14 protein-coding genes are annotated in these 19858 nt (G+C 72.7%); 9 read left to right on the forward strand and 5 right to left on the reverse strand.

Annotated elements, in window-relative coordinates:
• The first annotated feature begins 2 nt into the window (after positions 1–2).
• From WME76_RS09580 to WME76_RS09590, 3 genes are all read left to right on the forward strand, one after another.
• The gene (locus WME76_RS09580) at positions 3–833 is read left to right on the forward strand and encodes a CheR family methyltransferase (RefSeq protein WP_437959854.1); all 831 of its coding nucleotides are present in this window, start codon (positions 3–5) and stop codon (positions 831–833) included.
• Positions 830–1867 (forward strand): chemotaxis-specific protein-glutamate methyltransferase CheB, encoded by a 1038-nt coding sequence (gene cheB / locus WME76_RS09585; protein WP_437959855.1) that lies wholly within the window; start codon positions 830–832, stop codon positions 1865–1867. Before WME76_RS09580 ends, cheB begins: the two co-directional genes overlap by 4 nt.
• 171 nt (positions 1868–2038) lie before the next feature.
• Entirely contained in the window at positions 2039–3271 is a 1233-nt protein-coding gene (locus WME76_RS09590; RefSeq protein ID WP_437959856.1) for a PAS domain-containing protein, read from the forward strand.
• Here WME76_RS09590 and WME76_RS09595 read toward each other — a convergent pair.
• Both WME76_RS09595 and WME76_RS09600 read right to left on the reverse strand, forming a co-directional pair.
• Positions 3256–4455 carry a putative sensor domain DACNV-containing protein gene (locus WME76_RS09595; protein WP_437959857.1) on the reverse strand — a complete coding sequence of 400 codons (1200 nt, stop codon included), beginning with the start codon at positions 4453–4455 and terminating at the stop codon, positions 3256–3258. The genes WME76_RS09590 and WME76_RS09595 overlap by 16 nt on opposite strands.
• Positions 4456–4537: 82 nt before the next feature.
• On the reverse strand, positions 4538–5455 hold the full coding sequence (locus WME76_RS09600; RefSeq protein ID WP_437959858.1) for a Ku protein: 918 nt from the start codon (positions 5453–5455) through the stop codon (positions 4538–4540).
• A gap of 201 nt (positions 5456–5656) precedes the next feature.
• On the opposite strand from WME76_RS09600, the gene WME76_RS09605 reads away from it, so the two are divergent.
• Positions 5657–6256: a cysteine hydrolase family protein gene (locus WME76_RS09605; protein ID WP_437959859.1), complete on the forward strand. Its 600-nt coding sequence runs from the start codon at positions 5657–5659 to the stop codon at positions 6254–6256.
• 63 nt (positions 6257–6319) lie between these two features.
• Here WME76_RS09605 and WME76_RS09610 read toward each other — a convergent pair whose 3' ends face one another.
• The 3 genes from WME76_RS09610 to WME76_RS09620 all read right to left on the reverse strand — a co-directional run bounded on the left by WME76_RS09610 (position 6320) and on the right by WME76_RS09620 (position 12735).
• Positions 6320–6865, reverse strand: a complete 546-nt coding sequence (locus tag WME76_RS09610) for a hypothetical protein (RefSeq protein ID WP_061619887.1) — start codon at positions 6863–6865, stop codon at positions 6320–6322.
• Positions 6866–6913: 48 nt separating this feature from the next.
• A complete protein-coding gene (locus WME76_RS09615) occupies positions 6914–7357 on the reverse strand; it encodes a BON domain-containing protein (protein ID WP_437959860.1) in 444 nt (147 codons plus the stop codon).
• A 311-nt stretch (positions 7358–7668) separates the two neighbouring features.
• Positions 7669–12735, reverse strand: a complete 5067-nt coding sequence (locus tag WME76_RS09620; RefSeq protein ID WP_437959861.1) for a sigma 54-interacting transcriptional regulator — start codon at positions 12733–12735, stop codon at positions 7669–7671.
• A 131-nt stretch (positions 12736–12866) separates the two neighbouring features.
• Between WME76_RS09620 and WME76_RS09625 the strand changes: the two genes are divergently transcribed.
• From WME76_RS09625 to WME76_RS09645, 5 genes are all read left to right on the forward strand, one after another.
• Entirely contained in the window at positions 12867–13580 is a 714-nt protein-coding gene (locus WME76_RS09625; RefSeq protein WP_437959862.1) for a hypothetical protein, read from the forward strand.
• Between the two features lie 143 nt (positions 13581–13723).
• Positions 13724–14851 (forward strand): Kazal-type serine protease inhibitor family protein, encoded by a 1128-nt coding sequence (locus WME76_RS09630; protein ID WP_437959863.1) that lies wholly within the window; start codon positions 13724–13726, stop codon positions 14849–14851.
• A gap of 293 nt (positions 14852–15144) precedes the next feature.
• Positions 15145–16299 (forward strand): MFS transporter, encoded by a 1155-nt coding sequence (locus WME76_RS09635; RefSeq protein WP_437962097.1) that lies wholly within the window; start codon positions 15145–15147, stop codon positions 16297–16299.
• 57 nt (positions 16300–16356) lie between these two features.
• The gene (locus WME76_RS09640) at positions 16357–17751 is read left to right on the forward strand and encodes a tetratricopeptide repeat protein (protein ID WP_437959864.1); all 1395 of its coding nucleotides are present in this window, start codon (positions 16357–16359) and stop codon (positions 17749–17751) included.
• Positions 17752–18299: 548 nt separating this feature from the next.
• A complete protein-coding gene (locus WME76_RS09645) occupies positions 18300–19703 on the forward strand; it encodes an SGNH/GDSL hydrolase family protein (RefSeq protein WP_437959865.1) in 1404 nt (467 codons plus the stop codon).
• The last annotated feature ends 155 nt before the right edge of the window (positions 19704–19858 follow it).

The raw sequence follows: 19858 nt of genomic DNA on the forward strand, positions 1-19858 counted from the left end.
TCATGACGAGCCGCCTCCCCATCTCCCCGCAGGTCTTCGCGATCTTCTGCGCGCTCATCGCCGAGAAGATCGGGATCCACTACGAGGCCGGCGATCGCGAGCTGCTCGGCGACAAGGTCTCGGTGCGGGCCATCGAGGCCGGGTTCGACTCGCTGCTCGATTACTACTACTACCTCCGCTACGACCCGGCGGGCGCGGCCGAGATCGACGCGCTGATCGAGGCGCTCGTCGTCAGCGAGACGTATTTCTTCCGCGAGCTCCCGCAGCTCGAGGTCGCGATCGCGGAGCTCGTCGCGCCGCGGGTGGCGGCGGGGGGGCGGCCGCGGATCTGGTCGGCGGCCTGCGCGACGGGCGAGGAGCCGCTCACGATCGCGATGCTCCTGGCGGAGCGGGGCCTGCTCGACAAGGTCGAGCTCGTCGCGAGCGACGTCAGCGCGCGGGCGCTCGCGCGGGCCCGGGGCGGCGTGTTCGGGCCGCGCTCGATCCGGAGCAACGCCCCGCCGCCCGCGTTCGCCGCCCGCTGGCTCCGTGTGGCGCCCGATCGCGTCACCGTGAGCGCCGAGCTCCAGCGGGCGGTCGACTGGCGGCGGATCAACCTGCTCGACGCGGCCGAGGTCGCGTCGCTCGGGCGGTTCGACGTGATCGCCTGCCGCAATGTGCTGATCTACTTCCACGACAACACGGCGCGGTGGGTGGTCAGCAACCTCTCGGGGGCGCTCGCCGCGGGCGGGGTCCTCCTGGTCGGGGTCTCCGAGTCGCTGCTGCGCCTCGGCACCGCGCTCTCGTGCGAGGAGCGGGGCGGCGTGTTCATGTACCGGAAGACGGAGCGATGAAGATCCCACCTGTCCGCGTGCTCGTGGTCGACGACTCAGCCTTCGTGCGCAAGGTCCTGCGGCAGGTCCTCGGCGCGAGCCCCTCGATCGAGGTCGTCGATACGGCCATGGACGGCCTGGACGCGCTGGAGAAGATCGAGCGCTACAAGCCGGACGTCATCACCCTGGATCTGGTGATGCCGAACCTCGACGGCATCGGCGTGCTCGGGTCCCTGCGGGGCGAGGGCGCGCCGCGGGTGGTCGTGGTCAGCAACGCCGAGGCGGACAGCGAGCTCGGCGTCACGGCGCTCCAGCAGGGCGCGGTCGAGCTCGTCGAGAAGCCGACGTCGCTCGCGACAGATCGCCTGTTCGATCTCTCGGGCGAGCTGGTCCGCAAGGTGCTCGCCGCGGCCGGGGCGAAGCGCCTCGCCGCGGGGCCTGGCCCGCAGCCGGCGCCCCCTCCGCCCTCCGTGATCTCCGTGCCGGCGCGCACGCGGATCCTCGTTGTCGGCGCGTCGACCGGCGGGCCTCAGGCGCTGACGCGGCTCCTCACGGCGCTGCCGGCCGATCTCCCGGTCCCCGCCGTCGTCGCGCTGCACATCCCCGCTGGCTACACCGAGTCGCTGGCGCGCCGCCTGGACGAGGCGAGCGCGATCTCGGTCGTCGAGGCCTCGGACGATCTCCAGCTCCGGCCCGGGGTCGCGGTCATCGCGCGCGGGGGGCAGCACCTCGAGATCCGGCGGCAGCTAGAGCGCGCCAGCGTGCGCTTCGCGCGGGCCTCCACCACGTCCCTTTATTGCCCCTCGGTGGATCTGCTCTTCGCGAGCGCCGCGGCCGAGTTCGGCTCCGGTGTCCTCGCCGTCGTGCTGACGGGCATGGGGGACGACGGCCTGGAGGGCTCCCGCGAGATCCACAAGGTGGGCGGGAGGGTCCTCGCAGAGGCCGAGTCGTCCTGTGTCGTCTATGGCATGCCTCGCCGCGTCCAGGAGGCCGGGCTCGCCGTGGCCGAGGCGCCCATCGACGAGATGGCGGCGCTGATCCTGCGCCACCTCTGATCTGCGCGGCGCGCCGGGCAGGCTGCTCTCGCGCCCCCGCGCGGTAACGGCGGTGACATCGTCGAGGCGTGGAGGTGCGATGTGCGATGTTGAAGGACTCGCCGCCTTTTGACGCGCGCGCACGAGCCCTTGCTCACGCGCCTCTTCCCCTCTTACGATGGTCGGATCATCATGGGACTACCATCATCCGAGACCCGGATCAGGACCACCGAGGGCGAGAGGGTCGCGGCTGCGTCGGTCGAGCTCCTCGACCGGGCGCCCTTCGCGGTCATCCGCCACGACGCCGATCTCGTCATCACCGGCTGGAACGAGGGGGCTGCGCGGTGCTTCGGATATGGCGGGGACGAGGCGCTCGGCCGGAACATCGCCGAGCTCCTCTTCTCTGGAGACGCGGCCGAGGCGTGGCGTCGTGCCCTGTCGGAAGGGGATGAGCCGCGGGTACTCGACTGTATCAAGAAGGGCGGCGGCGCGCTTGCGTGCGAGTGGCGCAACCAGGCTGTCGCCGGCGAGCACGGCCGGCCGGGCTCGTGGATCTGCATGGGGCTGCCGGTCCCGGGCCCGAGCGCCCGCGAGCCCACGGTCGACGAGCGCGTCCTCGGCGTGGTCCTCGACACGCTCCCCATCGCGATCTGGGCTGTCGACAGGGACGGCACGTACATCTTCCACGACGGCCGCGGGGTCGATGTCGCGGGCGTGCCGCGCCGATCGTGGCTCGGCCTGAACCTCTGGGAGCTCTGGGGCAGCCACGAGGGCGCGCGGGAGACGCTGGCTCAGGTCACGGCGGCCCTGAACGAGAAGCAGAGCACCCACGCCTTCGCGACGGCCATGGACCACACCTGGGAGAGCTGGTGTCTCCCCGATGTGGACGAGCGCGGCGAGGTCCGGGCCGTCATCGTGGTGACGCTCGACGTCACGGAGCCGAAGCGCGCCGAGACGGAGCTGCGCACGAGGCTCGAGCTGATCCAGCGGCAGCAGCGGCTCATCCAGCAGCTCTCCACGCCGATCATCCAGGTCTGGGACGGCGTGCTGACCATCCCCCTCGTCGGCGTCGTCGACTGCGAGCGCGCGTCCGTGCTCATGGATGACCTGCTCGGCGAGGTGAGCCGCTCGGGCTCGCGGTACGCCATCATCGATCTCACCGGCGTCGACACCGTCGACACGCAGACTGCGGCCTACCTCATCAACCTCGTCCGGGCCATCCGCCTCCTCGGCGCCGAGGCCGTCATCACCGGCATCCGCGCGACTGTCGCCCAGACCGTCGTCTCGCTCGGCGTGGATCTCTCCGAGGTCCCGGTTCACACGAACCTTCGCTCGGGCCTCCAGCACTGCATCCAGAAGATGGCGCGGGAGGCGCGCCCCGCGCCGCAGCGCGAGGCCCCGAAGCTCCGTCACAGCGGCCAGTAAACGACCTTGCCCTCGATCTCCTGGAACGTGGCCGCGAGCCCGTCCTGGGAGACGATGAAGGCGATCCGCTCCGGGTACCCCGCCACGAACGCCGCGGCCGCGCGGTGGCGGGTGCCCCGCGCGTCGAGCGACCAGCTCGCGTCCATCCGCTGGTCGGGCGTCGCGGCGAAGATCTCGGAGATGATCCCCTTCGACGGGGGCAGCTTCGCGCCGAACGCGAGCACGTCGAGCGTGTGGCTCATCACCACCGCTCCGTCGACGGTCGTCAGCCGGACGATCAGGTCGAGCAGGCGGTGGACGCGGTCGGGGCCCGGCAACGGCCGGTCCGGGGCGCGCGCCGCCGGCGACTTCCCGGGCGCCTGCCGCGGCTCGTCCGGCGGATAGCTCCGGTGAGCGTCGGCGATCTCCAGGATGGCGGTCCCGAGGCACAGGGCGGGATCCAGCCGCTTGACCTCGGTGTCGAACGGATTCCCCTCCTCGCCGAAGAGCTGCGGCAGGCCCTCTCCGGGCCCCAGGATGGCGAGGAGCCCTCCGCGCCCGAGCTCGACCATCGCCTCGACCATGCGCAGGAGGTAGTTGCGCACGTGGCGGACGATCGGCCTCGCGTGCTCGCCGAAGACGGTCCTCTCGATCGAGTCGAGCTGCGGGCGGTGCTTGGGCATCCACGTGCGCACGGCGCCGCGCTCGTAGCGGACGACCTCCCATTCGCCGCGGTACACGGCCACGACGCCGGGCTTCGGGACCACGACGCGCACGAGCTGGTCGATGTCGAACGACTGGCGGCTGTGCGGCGTCGCGATGCCGGCGATCACGAGCGACCCGTCGTGCGGCACCACGGAGAGGAAGGAGCGCGGCCACGCGCACGCCGAGGCCAGGTTGGCGACGTGCTCCACGTCGAACGGCACCGTGGACCCGAACCGCACGAGATCCCACGCGGGCCCCTCGGACTCGAACTCGATCGGGCTCCCGGCGAAGACGAGCCCGACCGGGTTCAGGCGCCCCTCCTCGGTCGCCATGGACGCGAAGAACATCGTCTCGATGAGCTGCGTGAGGACGGCCTCGGAGAGGTTCGGCGCGCCGGCGGCGGCCCTGGGCCTCAAGACGATCGGGTGCCCCGCGAGCTGCGATTGCCCCTCCAGCTCCAGAAACGCAGCGGTGACATCCGCAGGATACTTGGGGCGCATGAGCTCGATATACCATCCTGAGCGACCCGGGTCAGCTCGGCCGGCCGCCGCGCCGACCCGGGGCGCCGCGAGGCGCGCGGCGTTACGCGGCCCGGCGCGAGCCGCTCTTCTTCTTCGGGGTGTCCGTCTTGCGCACCTTCGGGCTGGCGTCGCTCGACTTCTTGTCGTCGTTCGCGGCCTTGCCGCCCTTCTCGCCGAGGCTCTTCTTGAGCAGCGCGATGAGGTCGACCGTGCCGGTGTCGCGGGGGCGCTCCTCGTCCTCCGAGGCCTCCGCGGGGGTCGTGGTCTGGCCGGATTTCACCTTCTTCTCGATGAGCTTCATCACGTCGTCGCGGTACTCATCCTTGTATTTCTCCGGCTTCCACCCGGTCGACATCTCGGCCACGAGCCGCTCCGCCATCTCGAGCTCCCGCTTGCCGAGGCCCTTCCCCTCGGCGTCCATCTCGGGCAGATCGAGCTCCTCGTCGGTGCGGAGCTCGTGCGCGAACCGGAGCAGGTTCAGCACGAGCGCGCGGCCGCGCGGCCTCACCGCGGCGAGGTGCTCGCGCGTCCGGATCACGACCTTGGCGATCCCGACCTTCCCCGTCTTCCGCAGCGCCTCGCGCAGGAGCACGTACGCCGTCACGGGGGATTTCTTCTTGCTGTTCTGTGACGCCGGGGCGAGGTAATACGGCTTGTCGTAGTACATCGGGTCGATGTCGGCCTCGTCCACGAAATCGAGGATGTCCACGGTCTGCGTCGCCTCGACGTTCGCGCGGCGCAGGTCCTCGTCGGACATCACGACATACTCGCCCTTCTCGTACGGATAGCCACGGACGATATCGTCCCAGCTCACCGGCTCGCCCGTCTCCCGGTTCACGCGTTCGTAGCGGATCGGGGTCATGTTCCGCTTGTCGAGCTGCGTGAAGTGGAGCTCGTTGGGCTCCTCTGCGGGGTAGAGGGCCACCGGGATCTGCACGAGCCCGAAGCTGATACTCCCTTTCCAGATGCTGCGCGGCATGCGCTCTCCTTCCACCCTGGTCCCACCCAGAGGTCCGTTCGAGGTGTGTCGCCAGAGAGCAATGCAAGCCGGCGGCCGACGGCCCGATCCAGCCGTTTCAGCCGTGCGTCCTGGAGCGACGTCGCGTTTCGCCACAGCGGGCTGGGCGGCGTGACGATTGCTGCCCCGCTCGACCGGGTTCGTTGTATACGAACAGGCAACATGCCGCGGCGTACCCACGACCTGCACGGAGCTGCGCCGGACGACAGCCGGACGGCGCTGCTCCTCATCGACGTCATCAACGACCTGGACTTCCCGGAAGGCGACCGGCTGCTCGCCCACGCGCTCCCGATGGCGCACCGCATCCGGGCGCTGAAGCAGCGGTGTCGCGACGCCGGCATCCCCGCGGTCTACGTGAACGACAACTTCGGTCGCTGGCAGTCGAACTTCCACCGGCAGATCGAGCACTGCCTGGCGGACGGCGTCCGCGGCCGGGAGATCGCGGCGCTGCTGCGGCCTGCGGAGGAGGATTATTTCGTCTTGAAGCCCAAGCACTCGGGCTTCTACGGCACCACGCTCGAGATCCTGCTCGAGTCCCTCGGCGTGCAGACGCTCGTCCTCACCGGCATGGCGGGGAACATCTGCGTCCTGTTCACGGCGAACGACGCCTACATGCGGGATTACCGGCTGGTCGTCCCCTCGGACTGCGTGGCTTCGGAGGGCGAGGACGACAACGCCTATGCGTTGCGCCAGATGCAGCGCTTCCTCAAGGCCGATATCCGGTCGTCCGACGAGATCGACCTCGAGCGGCTACCCGCCTGACGTCGCCAGGGGGGCCGGGCGCCGGGCGGGTAGCCGCTCTTGGTCAAGGGGTGCGGGTCACGCTCAGGCGAGCGCCCTGTCCTTCGTCGAGATGCCCTCTTCGCTGAGGACCGCGATGTCGGTCGCGCCGCCGCGCTCGAGGACCTGCTTGGCCAGCGAGCGCTCGTTGCTGTTCTCGACGTGGACCGAGATCAGGATGTTGCCGCCCTTGATCTTGCCCTCGTACTGCTTGGCCTCCACCTCGGGGATGCCGAGCCCGATGAGCGCGCCGGTCACGCCGCCGACCGCGGCGCCGGCCGCCGCGCCGCTCAGCGCGGCCATGATCGGGCCGGCCGCGATGAACGGCCCGAGCCCCGGGATGGCGAGCGCGCCGATGCCGGCGAGCAGGCCGATGGTCCCGCCGATCGCGCCGCCGGCGCTCGCGCCGGCCGTCGCGCCCTCGGGCGCCTTCGTGTTCTTCTCGTGCGCGAAGTCCCGCGTCCCGTGCTTGTCCGGGAAGAGCGCCGAGATGTCGCTGGTCAGGAAGCCGGCGCGCTGTAGCTCGCCGACGATGATGTCTGCCTGAGCGAGCGTGCTCACGAGGCCAAGGACCGCTTTCTTCGTTGCCATGGTGTCATCCCTTTCGGACTGGTTCAGTCTGGTTCAGTTTGGACTGTTTCAGTCCACGTCCACTTCGAGCTGGTTGTCGACGCGCTGCACGCCCGCGATCCCTTGTGCGATCGCGGCGATGTCAGCCTTCTCCTTGTCGCTCTTCACCGGGCCGCGCAGCGTGACGACCTGCCCGTTCGTGATGATCTTGACGTTCTTGGCGTTCATCGACAGCGTATCGTTCGCCACCACCGCCTGCCGGATCTTCTGCGTGATCGTGCGATCGGCCTCGTTCTCGCCCTGATCCCCGGGGGTCAGCGCGGCGGGATCGCGGTCGCGATCGTTCTTGTCCGTGTTGTCGGCCGCCGCCGGCGTGGGGTTGTTCGCCCGCTGGGCGACCTCACCCGGCACGGTCGCGGTGTTGTTGTCCGAGCGAGGCGTGCCTTCCGCTCGATCGCAGGCCGCGGCCGCGATCGAGAGAGACATCATGAGGAAGAGTTTCGCTGTGTTCATGCCCGGGCGCCCTCGCAAGCCGCGGGCCATCGCGCGAAGAGAGCGCCTGTCGGCCTGCTCCTGTGACCGGGGCGGATCCTCATCGCGCTCACCTCGCGTGATGAGATGGCTTTTTCGCGCTGCATCGCGGAGGACTCATCCGCGCGTCCGGCCGCGACGCGGGGCGGTAGCCGGGCTCAGGTCTCGACTTCATGGCGGAGCGCCCCAGGTGAGGCGAAGTGCCCCGTGCAGCCGCCAGCAGAACCGGGAGAACCTGTCATCCCGGACGAAAATGCACCGATCCGGTGTGCGCCTGTGACGGAGTCGTGAGGTCAGTCCTCGCGGGCGCCCGTCGGGCGCTCGATCCCGAGCCGCCGCAGCTTCCGGTAGAACGTCGCCCTGGACATGCCCGCCTCGCGCGCCGCCTGCAGGGCGTTCCAGCCGGTGCGCTCGAGCGCGGCGAGCAGCGCGGCGCGCTCGTCGCGCAGGGACCTCGGCGCCCCGCGGCCGCCGTCCCGCGGCCGGGGCAGGTCGACGTCGTCGGGGCCGATCTTGCGGCCGTCGCACAGGACGACCGCCTTCGTGATCACGTTCTCCAGCTCGCGCACGTTGCCGGGCCAGCCGTGCTGGCCGAGCCGCCGCAGCGCCTCGCGCGAGAGCTGCGGGGCCGGGCGGCCGAGCTGCTCGGCGGCGCGGCGCACGAAGTGGATCGCGAGCTCGGGCAGGTCCTCGAGCCGGTCGCGCAGCGGCGGCAGGCGGATCTGCACCACGGCGACGCGGTAGTAGAGGTCCTCGCGGAAGCGCCCGCGCGCGGTCTCGGCGAGCAGGTCGCGGTTCGTGGCGCAGACGAGGCGGAAGTCGACGCGCACGGCCTCGGCGCTGCCCACGGGGCGCACCTCGCGCTCCTGGAGCACGCGGAGCAGCTTCGCCTGCACCTCGAGCGGCATCTCGCCGAGCTCGTCGAGGAACAGCGTCCCGCCGCGCGCCGCGACGACGAGGCCGGTGCGGTCCCGGTCGGCCCCGGTGAACGCGCCGCGCACGTGGCCGAAGAGCTCGGACTCGAGCAGGGCGGCGGGGAGCGCGGCGCAGTTGATCCCCATGAACGGGCCGCTCTTCCGGGGGCCGGCGAAGTGGATGGCGCGCGCGACGAGCTCCTTGCCGGTGCCGCTCTCGCCGGTCACGAGCACGCTGACCGGCGCGTCGACCACGCGGTCGAGCGTGGCGAACACCGCGCGGAGGGCGGGGCCGCGCCCCACGATGGCGCCGTAGTCGTAGCGGTGCTCGAGGGCCTGCTGGCGGACGAGCACCTCCTCCTGGAGGCGGTCGATCTCGGCGGCCTGGCCGCGCAGGAGCTCCTCGACGCGGCGCCGCTCGGCCTCGAGCTCCGTGGTGCGGCGGCGCAGGTCCTCGACGAGGCGCGCGTTGCGCAGGGCGAGCGCGACCTGGTCGGCGAAGGCGAGGAGCAGGTCGACGTCCTCGGGGGCGAAGCGCGCGCGCCGGAAGCGGTTGTCGAGGTAGAGGGCGCCGAGCACGCCGTCCGGCGAGCGGATCGGCACGGCGATGACGGACCGGAGCCGCATGGCGTGGACCGACGCGTGCTCGCGGAAGCGCTCGTCTTCCTGGGCGTCGACGGTGACCACGGGCTCCTGCGTGGCGATGGCGCGCTCGGCGATGCTGTAGCTGAACTTGAGGTGGCTCCTGCCGACCTTCTCCCGGTCGACGTTGCGGGCGACGGCCACGCGGAGCTCGCCGCCCGGCTGCTCGAGGAGCAGGAACCCGCGCTCGGCGGCGGTGAGGTCGATCGCGGCGTCCATGGCCATGGCGAGGATGTCGGCGGTCTCGACGGAGGAGTTGAGCTTGCGGAACACCTCGAGGAGCCGCTCGAGCTTGGCCGCGCGCCCTGACGCGGGCGGCGCCTCGGCGGCGCCGGGCGTCGCGGCTGCCTCGGCGGGCGGCGCGGGCCGGGCGGCGCGGCGGCGGGGGTGCATCCAGAAGGCGTGCTGGAGGGCTTCCGGGAGCGAGCGCGCCATGGCGGTCCAGGCGGCCGCCGCGCGCCCCCGCTGCGCCGCGGCGGCCTCGGGCTCGCCGGCGAGCTCCGCGGCGTCGGCGAGGGCGAGGCGGACGTCGGCGACGAGGTCGGGCTGCGCGGCGCGCTCGGCGAGGGCGAGGGCGCGCTCGAGGATCTCCCTGGCGGCGGCGGGGTCGGGCTGACCGAGGTTGGGCTGACCGAGGTTGAGGTTGGGCTGACCGGGGTTAGGCTGACCGAGGTTGGGCTGACCGAGGTTGAGGTTGGGCTGACCGGGGTTGAGGTTGGGCTGACCGGGGTTGAGGTTGGGCTGACCGGGGTTGAGGTTGGGCTGACCGAGGTTGAGGTTGGCCTCAACGTGGTTGCGGTCGCCGTCCCCCTCCAGCAGCGCGAGCCGCCCCTCGAGCAGCGCGGCGCGCGCCCCCAGGTCGGGCGCCTCCCGCACGGCCCCGTGCCCGCGCGCCCGGCCGAGCGCCGCGCGGGCCTCGTCCAGCGCCCCGCGCGCCAGGTGCGCCCGGCACAGCTCGAGCTCCTCCTCGACCACCTCGCGCTGCGCCCCCTGCGCCTCGAAGCCGCCCCGCGACCGCTCGAAGCAGCGCGCCGCCTCCTCGGCGTCGCCGGCCGCGAGCGCGCAGTCCCCGAGGACCGACGCCGCCGCCGCCGCGAAGAACGGCGCCCCCCGCCGCGCCGCCTCCGCCTCCACGCGCGACGCCACGCGCCCGGCGCGCTCGAACGCCCCGACGTCCGCCCACAGCTTCGCCAGGTCGAAGTCGAGGACCAGCACCAGGTCCGCCTGCCCCAGGGCCGACGCGAGCCGCGCCCCCCGCTCGTACGCGGCCAGCGCCTCCCCCAGCTCGCCCGACTGGTGGCACGCCGTCCCCACGTTGAGGCTGCACCGCGCCACGAGGTCGCCCAGCCCGTGCTCCTCCGCCGTCGCGAGCGCCTGCCGGTACCCTGCGAGCGCCGTCTCCAGCTCCCCCGCGCGGAACGCGTCGATCGCCTGGTACGACAGCGCCCGCACCAGCGCCCGCGGCGCCCGCCGGTCGCGGTGCAGCCCGGCCGCCAGCCCCAGGTGCAGCCCCGCCAGCCGCCGCTCGCCGAGGTAGCTCGCCGCCACGCCCACGTCCTCGTGCAGGCTCGCGAGCACCTCCGGGTCGTCGCACCAGCCGAGCGCCGGCTCCGCGCGCGCCCGCGCCTCCGCGTGCGATCCGAGCCGCAGCAGCGCCCGGCTGGCCAGGTCCGCGAGCCCCGCGCGCTCGCGCGGCGTCGGCGCCCCCGCCTCCCCGCCGGCCCGCTCGGCCTCCTCCAGCCGCGCCAGCGCCGCCGTCGGGTCCCCCAGCTCGAGCAAGCACGCCCCGAGCCGCGCCAGCGCCTGCCCCCGCCGCGCCCCCAGCCCCGCCGCCTGCTCCCCCTCCAGGAGCTGCTCCAGCACCTCGCGCGCCCGCCCCGCGCGCCCGCCGCACTGGAGGGTCGACGCGATCTCGAGCCGCGTCACCGCCGCCGTCGCCGCCTCGAGCAGCGCCTCCGCGGCCGCCGCCCACGCCCGCGGGTCCGCCTCGCGCTCGGCCCGCCGCGCCAGGAACAGCCGCTCCGCGGCCGCCGCGTCGCCCGACAGCGCGAGGTGCAGCACCTGCTGCTCCACCCGCGCCGGGTACGCCCCCGCCACCCGCGCGTGCGCCGCCCGGACCGCCTCGCCCCCGAGCGCCTCCAGCAGCGCGGCGATCGGCCCGGCGCGCGTCAGCGTCCACCCCCCCGCCGCCCGCGCCGCGACGCCCCGTGCCGCCAGCTCGGCCAGGTGCGCGACAGGCAGCCCGAGCGCCGGCAACTCCTCGTCCGCGACCGCGCCGCCCTGCACGGCCAGCGTCGCCACCGCGTCGCGCAGCGACCCCCGCAGCCCCCGCAGCCGCAGCGCGTAGCGCGCGCTCGCCCCCGGCGTTGTCGCGTCGAGCCCGGCGATGTCCCCGCTCTCCCCGAGCCGCCCCGCGGTCACCACGAGGTCCGCGGGCCACCCCGCGCTCGCGCGCCGCACCACCTCGGCCGCGTCGCCCAGGCCGATGTCGTCCATCCAGCGCTGCACCGCCTCGCCCCCGAGCGGCGGCAGCGCCACCTCGCGCGCGGCCCGCCCCGCCTCCGCGGCCACGACGGCGAGCGGCGCCCGGCCGCCCCCGTGCGGCGCGCGCTCGGCCGCGAGGAGCAGCACCGGATCCTCGGGCCCGAGCAGCCGGACCAGCGCCTCGAGCATCTCCCTGTCCGCCCCGGTCACCTCGTCGGCGTCGTCGAGCACGAGCACCAGCGGCTCGGCCTCCGCCCCCGACCGCCCCCGCGTCAGGCGCTCGTGCGCGCGCAGGGCGCCGAGCGCGCCGGCGGGGAGCGCCTCCTCGCCGGTCGCGCGGCGGAGCATCGAGGCGACCGGCGCCGCGGTCCGCGCGAACCCCTCCACGGCCTCCATCCCGAGCTCGGCGTTCCACTTCGCCTCGCGCAGCACGCGGCTCTTCCCGCACCCCGGCTCCCCGGCGATCACGCACAGGCGCGGCCCGCGCTCCCCGCGCTGGAGCGCCGCGAGCGCCTCGGCGATGGCGCGCATCTCCTCGTCGCGGCCGAGGAGGTGAGGCGGCTCCGGCGGCGGCGGGGCCAGCGCGCGCGGCGACGCCCCGACCCAGTCGAGCACCTCGCCCGCGTCGGCCGGCCGGTCGCGCGCCTCGGGCCGCACGAGCCGCTCGACCAGCGCGCCCACCGCCTCCGGCAGCGGCTCCGCGAGGAGCGGGGCCACGGCGGCGAGGGTGCGGCCGAGCGAGAAGAGGTCCGCGCGGCCGTCGGCCGGCTCGCCGCGGATCACCTCCGGCGCGAGGTAGCCCTGGGTCCCGGAGACGCCGCCGTCGGGCCTCGCGCCGAGCCGCGCCGCGCACGACAGATCGATCAGCACCGCGCGCCCCGACGCGCCGACGAGGATGTTGGCCGGCTTCACGTCGCCGTGCCGGATGCGCGCGCGGTGGAGGAAGCGCAGCGCGTCGAGCACGTCCACGAACGCGGCCCGCACCTCCTCGAAGCGCCGGCCTGTCACGTACTCGTCGAGGGGCGCGCCGAGCACCGCCTCCGACGTGAAGTAGAACCGCGGCTCGCCAGCCCCGGTTTCCCGGAGCATGCCGAAGTCGTGCACCCGGACGAGGTGGGGGTGGAAGAGGCCCGCCAGCATCCTGAACTCGCCGCGGAACGCCGCCCGCTCCGCCGTGCGCGCGCGCCCGAGCAGCTTCAGACAGATATCGCGGCCGAGCGCCTCGTCCCGCGCGAGCCACGCCGTGGCGAGCCCCCCGCGCCCCAGGGGCCGGATCAGGCGGTAACGGCGGGCGACGAGCGTTCCTTCGGCCGGGATCACGCGCACAGTGTATCATCGCTGTGCCATATGAGACAGTGAGACATCTTATGAGACACTTGTGCCTTGGTTTTCACGCTGGTTTCCCTCCCTTTTCGTTCGGCATTGCCCTTGCTCCAAGGCTCGGCATGGCGATGCGGACGACAGCCAGACACGGAGACCGGCGGGGCGCGGTCGTGGCCCTGCTCGCGGTGCTCCTTGGCGGCTGCGTCGTGAGCCCGCAACCGAGCCCGCCGGTCCACGAGCCGTTCCTGGACGGGGGGCTCGTCGGGGTGCCCGAGAGCTTCGTGCAGCAGGACCCGATCTCGCTCCAGGGCCAGCCGGGGGCGGTCGAGCCGGCCGAGGGCGTCGTCCTCGTGACGAACCTCGACAGCCTCGACGCCCCGGTGCTCGCGGAGGTGGCCGACGACGGGAGCTTCCTGGTCACCGTGACGGCCTCGGAGCAGCAGGTCCTGCGGCTCCAGGCGAAGCAGGGCGAGCGCCGATCGGCGCCGGTGGACGTCGTGCTCGCGGGGTCGCCCATCAGCGGCACGCACCGGGCGCTCGACCACCTGCCTTGCCTCGTGATCGACACGTGGGTCTCGTTCGCGGGCGGCGCCGGCGCCCGCGACGTGGTCGTCCGCAACACGTGCGCCGAGGACGTCGCCATCGAGGCGCCGCGCCTGCGGCGGGGCGCCGCGCCGTTCAGCGTCAGCCCGGCGGCGGCCTTCGTGGTGCCGGCGGGCGAGACGGGCCTTGTCACCGTGCGCGCGGACGGCGGCGGGGTGGAGCGCGAGGACGTGCTCTTCCTCGACGTCACGTCGCCCGAGCCTGGGCGACGCGCGCTGACGCTCACGCTCCCCGACTGAGCGGTCGGGGAGCGTTCGGGAAGACGACACCGGATCACGCGCCGCGCCTGCGCGCGGCGTCCTGGGCCCCTCCTCGGGAGGGGAGGGGCTCTCTCATGTCTTTCGCCTCGCCGTCCGCGGCGGGGCCTTGTTGGAGGAACATCATGAACGTCCAGAATCGTCTCAAGAATAGCCGTCTCGGTTCCGTTCTCTGGCTCGCGCTCTCGATGGCCCCGTTCACCGTGGGCTGTCAGGTGGACGTGAGCGACGGCAGCACCATCGACTCCGACGCGGAGGAGGTGAGGGGCGGCGGCGGGCACGGTCGCGCATGCGGCGGCCTCCTGGGGCTCAGCTGTCGGCGTGGGTTCTTCTGCGACTACGAGGTCGAGGCCATGTGCGGCGCGTTCGACCAGACGGGCACCTGCGAGCGCATCCCCGAGGTGTGCACGCGGGAGTACAACCCGGTCTGCGGCTGTGACGGCAAGACGTACGGCAACGAGTGCGAGGCGAACGCGGCGGGCGTCTCGGTCTCGGCGCGCGGCGAGTGCGAGGCGCCTCCGCGGCAGGAGTGCGGCGGCCTGCTGGGCCTCGCGTGCGACGAGGGGTCGTTCTGCGACTTCGCGCCCGACGCGATGTGCGGCGCGGCCGATCAGACGGGCGTCTGCGTGCCCACGCCGGAGGGGTGCACGAAGGAGTACGCCCCGGTCTGCGGCTGCGACGGCAACACCTACGGCAACGCGTGCATGGCGAACGCGGCGGGCGTGTCGGTGGCGTCGAGCGGCGCGTGCGCGCCTGCGCCGGGCGGCGGTGGTGCGGGCGACGCGTGCGGCACGCGCGGCGCCGCCGAGTGCGCCCCCGGGCTCTTCTGCGACTTCCCGCCCCGGGCCGACTGCGGCTCGTTCGACCTGCCGGGCGCCTGCGCGCCGATCCCGGAGGCGTGCACGTTCCAGTACGACCCGGTCTGCGGCTGCGACGGCAAGACGTACGGCAACGCGTGCGCCGCGAACGCGGCGGGCGTCTCGGTGGCGTCGAGCGGCGAGTGCGCTCCTCCCCCGGAGAAGCTCTGCGGCGGCCTGCTGGGCCTCGAGTGCGACGCCGGGCTCTTCTGCAACTACAGCCTCGAGGCGATGTGCGGCGCGGGCGATATGACGGGCGTCTGCGACCCCATCCCCGAGGCCTGCACGGAGGAGTACAACCCGGTGTGCGGCTGCGACGACAGGACGTACGGCAACGCGTGCGCCGCGAACGCGGCGGGCGTCTCGGTGGTCTCGCGCGGCGAGTGCCGCCGGTGAGCTAGCGCCGCGGGAGCCGGCCGGGTCGCGCCCCTCGTGACGTCGACTCGGCGGCTCCCGCTGCTCTCTCCTTCTCCCTGATTCTCCCTGATCAGGAGAAGCCGCACGCGCATGTGCGATTGATGCGGGAGGGCGCGCGGCGTATGCCTGCGCTGCCCTCCTTTCCCATGTCTCCCCTGCAGACCTCCTCCGCGTCCTCGCCGGGCGCGTCCTCGCCTGGCGCGTCCTCGTCTGCCGCGCCGTCGTCCGGCGCGTCCTCGCCTGGGTCGCTGCGCCTCGGGCTGGTCTGGCTGATGGCGGCGGCCTCGGGCGCCACGGTGGCCAACCTCTATTACAACCAGCCGTTGCTCGGGGACATCGCCCGTGATCTCGGCGGTTCGGGCGGCCTGCTCGGGCTGGTGCCCACGATGACGCAGGTGGGGTATGCGGCGGGGATGCTGCTGCTGGTGCCGCTCGGCGACAGCCACGAGCGGCGGCGGCTCATCGTGGTGATGGCGGCGCTGGCGAGCGTCGCCCTGCTCGGCGCGGCGCTCGCCCCGGGGTTGTCGTGGCTGGTCGTGGCGAGCTTCGCGGTCGGCATCACGAGCGTGGTGCCTCAGCTCCTCTTGCCGTTCGCGGCGCAGCTCGCGCCGGACGCGCAGCGCGGGCGCGTGGTCGGGATGGTGATGAGCGGCCTGCTCATCGGCATACTCCTGTCGCGCACGGTGGCCGGCTTCGTCGGCACGCAGCTCGGCTGGCGGGCGGTGTTCTGGCTCGCGGCGGGGCTGATGCTCGCGCTCGGCCCGGTGCTGCGCCTGGCCTTGCCGTCGCAGCCGCCTGTCGCGCCGATGTCCTATACCGAGCTCCTGCGCTCGCTGGGCCGCCTCGCCCGCGACGAGCCTGTGCTCCGGCTGCACTCCGCGCTCGGCGCGCTCACGTTCGGCGCGTTCAGCGCGTTCTGGGCGACGCTCGCGCTGTACCTCCAGAGCCTGCCCGAGCGTCACGGCCCGCAGACGGCCGGCCTCTTCGGCCTCGTCGGCGTGGCCGGCGCCGCCGCGGCGCCGCTCGTGGGCCGCTACGCGGACCTGCGCGGCGATCGGCGGATCAACGCGCTCGCGATCGCGGTGCTGCTCGCGTCCTTCGGGGTGCTGTGGCTGCTCGGAGGGTCCTTGTGGGGCATCGCGCTCGGCGTGGTGCTGCTCGATCTGGGGGCGCAGGCCAATCAGATATCGAATCAGGCGCGCGTGTACTCGCTGCGTCCCGAGGCGCGCAGCCGGATGAACACGATCTACATGACCACGTACTTCGTGGGCGGCGCGGCCGGCGCGTGGCTCGGCACCGCGGCCTGGACGCGCTGGGGTTGGACCGGGGTCTGCGCGGTGGGCGGGGGCATGTCGGCGACGGCGCTGGCGCTGCTGTGGATCTGGGAGGCGCGGGGGGCGCGGGGAGGGGAGGCCGGCGGAGGCTGAGGGCGGGGAGTGTGGTAGCCTGCACGCCGTCGCCATGAGCAGCATGGAAACCAGGGCGTGATCCCGGAGGGGCAGAAGTCGCTCGCGCTCCTCACGCCAGATTCGGAGCATCACCTCGACGTGCTCCGGCGCGGCCTGCGCCGGGCGGCGAGCTTTGCTTTCTACGTCGTCTTGGCCGCGGACGCTGCGCGGGCCGAGGTGTTGCGTCGTCTCCGCGCGTGGAGCGGCTCGGGGGGTGTGCCGGAGCTGCGCTTCTTCGCGGAGGGGGCAAATGGGGCGGAGGAGGTCGCGCGGTTCCTCGCCGTCTCGGATCGAACCCACCCGCTCGCAGGCGCGGTGATCCCTGACGGCGTTGCTCTGGTCGAGACCGGAGGCAGCGCCGTGGTCGCGTCGCTCAACATGGCGCGCGATGTCCTGGGCAAGCTCATTCGCGGGCCGCTCGTGCTGGTGATCGCGGCGGACCGCGCGGCGGAGCTGTCGGGGATGGCGCCGGATCTCTTCGACGTGCGGGCAGCGACGCTGGAGATCGCGTCGGTGCCCGGCGATCCTGCTCCGACGTTCGCGCTGGATTCCGCGGAGACGCGAGACAGGCCGCAGGCGCGGTCACAGGCAGAGCTCCAGGCCGAGGCAGCCCGGTTGCGGGCGTTCGCTGACGACGAGATCCCGGCCGGCTCGCTCGCCGATGCCTGGATCCGGCTCGGCCATGCGTTCTTCGACGCGGCAGAGCTGGGCGAAGCCAGGGCGGCTGCTGAAGAGGCGCGGAGGCTCGCCGAGGGCGTCGGTTACACGAGCGGTGTCGGCGACGCGCTGGCGCTCGAGGCGCAGGTGATCGAGCAGACAGGGCCTGCGGAGGCATGGGAGCAGGCCCTGCGACGGGCTCTCGCGCTCCATCGTGAGGCCGCTGAACCAGCCAAGACCGCGGCCGACCTGTGCAGGCTCGGGCGGGCTGTGGCGTTCCTGGGCCGGCCGGAAGAGGCTGAAGGGCTCCTGCGCGAGGCCATCGGCCTGTACGAGAAGCTGGGCGACGCCCGTGGACGCGCCATTGCACTCGGTGATATCGCAGATACCCTTGAATATCGAGGCCAGCTCGACGAAGCGCTTCGCATTCGCCAGGAGGCGCTACCAGTCTATGAGCGCCTTGGCGATGCCCGCTCCCGCGCCGTCACGCTGAGCAAGATCGCTGGCGTGCTCCAGGCTCGAGGCAAACTGGATGAGGCCCTCCACCTCCTCGAGCACGAAGTGCTGCCTGTATTCGAGCGCCTCGGCGATACCCGAGGCAAGCTTGTCTGCCAGACCAACATGGCCATCGTTCACCACGAGCGTGGCGCCCCCGGCGACCGCGAAGCCGCCGCCGATCTCCTCCGTTCTGCCGGCCGCGATGCCGAGCATCTTCGGTTGCCCGAGGCGGCGATGATCCGCGAGCTGCGTCGCAACGCTGGTCTGGACCCGTGAACCCCGAGCACGGCTCGCGTCTCGCCGTGGCGCAGCCGCGCAAGGCACCCGTCACGCTCTCGACCTGATGCGACGCGGCGCTCCTTTGCTCATCGATGATCTGACCCGCGGTCGGCAGTGAACAGGCCCACCTCCATAGAGCGGCATCGGTCTGGGCCTGTCGAAGGGCCGGATGTCACCGCCCGTACGCGGTCCCGCCGAGGTGTTACCGATCGTAACGCGGCCTCGCCGAACGAGCCCACTCGCGCGTCTTCCGCCGGTGAAACGTGTAGGCCCTCCAATCCTCGTGTGGTACAGCAGAGCGCGCGTGTGAGGAGCAATGGCATCGACTCGCGCTCTCGCGCGCGCCGCCCGACACCGACGGCGGGCAACGCTGCCATCTGATTGAACTCTTTGACCGGCCCGGTTGCCGCATCACGCAGGGCAGGGATCCGTCTGGATCTGCCGATCTTGCGCCGGATGGGCTGAAGGGGCAGAGGGCTGGGGCGCTGCGCCGCGGGGGAACTCGGGCGATCACGAACGGAGCAACCTTTCGAGGGTTGATGACCATGCGGAAAATTCTCTGGGCTCTTCTGTTTCTATCGGTCGCCGCTTGCGGCGATGACTCCTCCGGATCCTCGGCTTCGACCAGCAGCTCCGGCTCGACGGCCGCGTCCGGCTCCACCGGCGCGCCGACGACGTCCAGCGGCACCACCGGCCCGGGCAGCACCGGGCACGGTGGGGGCGGGGAAGGCGGCGTCTCCGGCACCGGCGGCGCCGGCGGCGCGACAGGCACCGGCGGAGCGCCGGGCGAGGGCGGCGGCGGCGGCACCCCCGGTGACCGGCGCTGGGTCGGCACCTGGACGACCGGCCCGCAGCTCACCGAGACCCAAAACAACCCGCCGGCGCCGGGCCTCGCCAACAACACCCTGCGTCAGGTCGTGTATACCTCGATCGGCGGCAGCAACGTGCGCCTGCTGCTCTCGAACGAGTTCGGCGACGGGCCGGTGACGATGCAGTCCGTGCACATCGCGGACTCGACGACCGACGACGGCATCGATGCGAGCACCGATCAGGCCCTGACCTTCTCGGGCGCGGAGTCGGTGACCATCCCGGTGGGCCAGGCCGTCTTCTCCGATCCGATCGATTACAGCCTCAAGCCCGTCAGCAAGCTCGCGGTGACCATCCGGTTCGGCAACGTCCCGGCCGGGATCACCGGGCATCCGGGCTCGCGGACCACCTCGTATATCCAGACCGGCGATGGGGTCTCGTCGGCGACGCTGGCCTCTCCGGTGAAGACCGATCACTGGTACTACATCACCGGGCTCGACGTGATGGCCGACCCCACGGCCGCGGCGATCGTCATCCTGGGCGACTCGATCACGGACGGCCGCGGATCGACAACGAACGGGAACAACCGCTGGCCGGACTTCCTGTCGCGACGGCTGCGGACCAACATGGGGACCGAGAACGTGGCCGTGCTGAACCTCGGTATCGGCGGGAACAACGTGCTGTCCGGCGGGCTCGGGCCGACAGCCAAGGCCCGCTTCCAGCGCGACGTCCTGGAGCAGCGCGGCGCGCGCTGGCTGGTCATCTTCGAGGGCGTGAACGACATCGGGACCTCCGCCGCCGGCTCCGGCCCGACCGTCGCGGACGGCTTGATCTCGGCCTTCGGCGAGTTCATCGACAAGGCCCACGACAAGGGGATGCTCGTTTACGGCGTGCCCATCCTTCCGTTCAACGGCCACGACTACTACACCACCGAGCGCGAGGCCGCCCGTCAGGAGGTCAACGAGTGGATCCGCACGAGCGGCGAGTACGACGCGGTCATCGATCTGGACGCGGCGGTCCGCGACCCCAACGATCCTTCGAAGCTGCAGGATAGCCTCGACTTCGACGATTGGCTGCACCTGAACCCGACTGGCCTCGAGACGATGGCGAAGGCCGTCGACCTCTCGCTGTTCACCGAGTGACGTCGAGGTAGCTCCGGGGAGCACGGCCGGGCGCGTGGAGCTCGTGCGCGCCCGGCGAAGACCACCCGCTCCCCCGGTTGGGAGCGGGGGGTGACCCCGCCCATCGCGCGGCGCTGCGCCCGGTGACAAGCGGTGCCCGGCGCCTCGATCGATAA

Origin of the sequence: Sorangium sp. So ce119 (genome assembly GCF_051524405.1) — a bacterium.
Classification (GTDB): domain Bacteria; phylum Myxococcota_A; class Polyangia; order Polyangiales; family Polyangiaceae; genus Sorangium; species Sorangium cellulosum_G.

Coding starts and splice junctions, on each gene's coding strand:
- WME76_RS09580 (WP_437959854.1), top strand. CDS start 3: ATGACGAGCCGCCTCCCCATCTCCCCGCAGGTCTTCGCGATCTTCTGC.
- cheB (WP_437959855.1), top strand. CDS start 830: ATGAAGATCCCACCTGTCCGCGTGCTCGTGGTCGACGACTCAGCCTTC.
- WME76_RS09590 (WP_437959856.1), top strand. CDS start 2,039: ATGGGACTACCATCATCCGAGACCCGGATCAGGACCACCGAGGGCGAG.
- WME76_RS09595 (WP_437959857.1), bottom strand. CDS start 4,455: ATGCGCCCCAAGTATCCTGCGGATGTCACCGCTGCGTTTCTGGAGCTG.
- WME76_RS09600 (WP_437959858.1), bottom strand. CDS start 5,455: ATGCCGCGCAGCATCTGGAAAGGGAGTATCAGCTTCGGGCTCGTGCAG.
- WME76_RS09605 (WP_437959859.1), top strand. CDS start 5,657: ATGCCGCGGCGTACCCACGACCTGCACGGAGCTGCGCCGGACGACAGC.
- WME76_RS09610 (WP_061619887.1), bottom strand. CDS start 6,865: ATGGCAACGAAGAAAGCGGTCCTTGGCCTCGTGAGCACGCTCGCTCAG.
- WME76_RS09615 (WP_437959860.1), bottom strand. CDS start 7,357: ATGAACACAGCGAAACTCTTCCTCATGATGTCTCTCTCGATCGCGGCC.
- WME76_RS09625 (WP_437959862.1), top strand. CDS start 12,867: ATGCGGACGACAGCCAGACACGGAGACCGGCGGGGCGCGGTCGTGGCC.
- WME76_RS09630 (WP_437959863.1), top strand. CDS start 13,724: ATGAACGTCCAGAATCGTCTCAAGAATAGCCGTCTCGGTTCCGTTCTC.
- WME76_RS09635 (WP_437962097.1), top strand. CDS start 15,145: ATGGCGGCGGCCTCGGGCGCCACGGTGGCCAACCTCTATTACAACCAG.
- WME76_RS09645 (WP_437959865.1), top strand. CDS start 18,300: ATGCGGAAAATTCTCTGGGCTCTTCTGTTTCTATCGGTCGCCGCTTGC.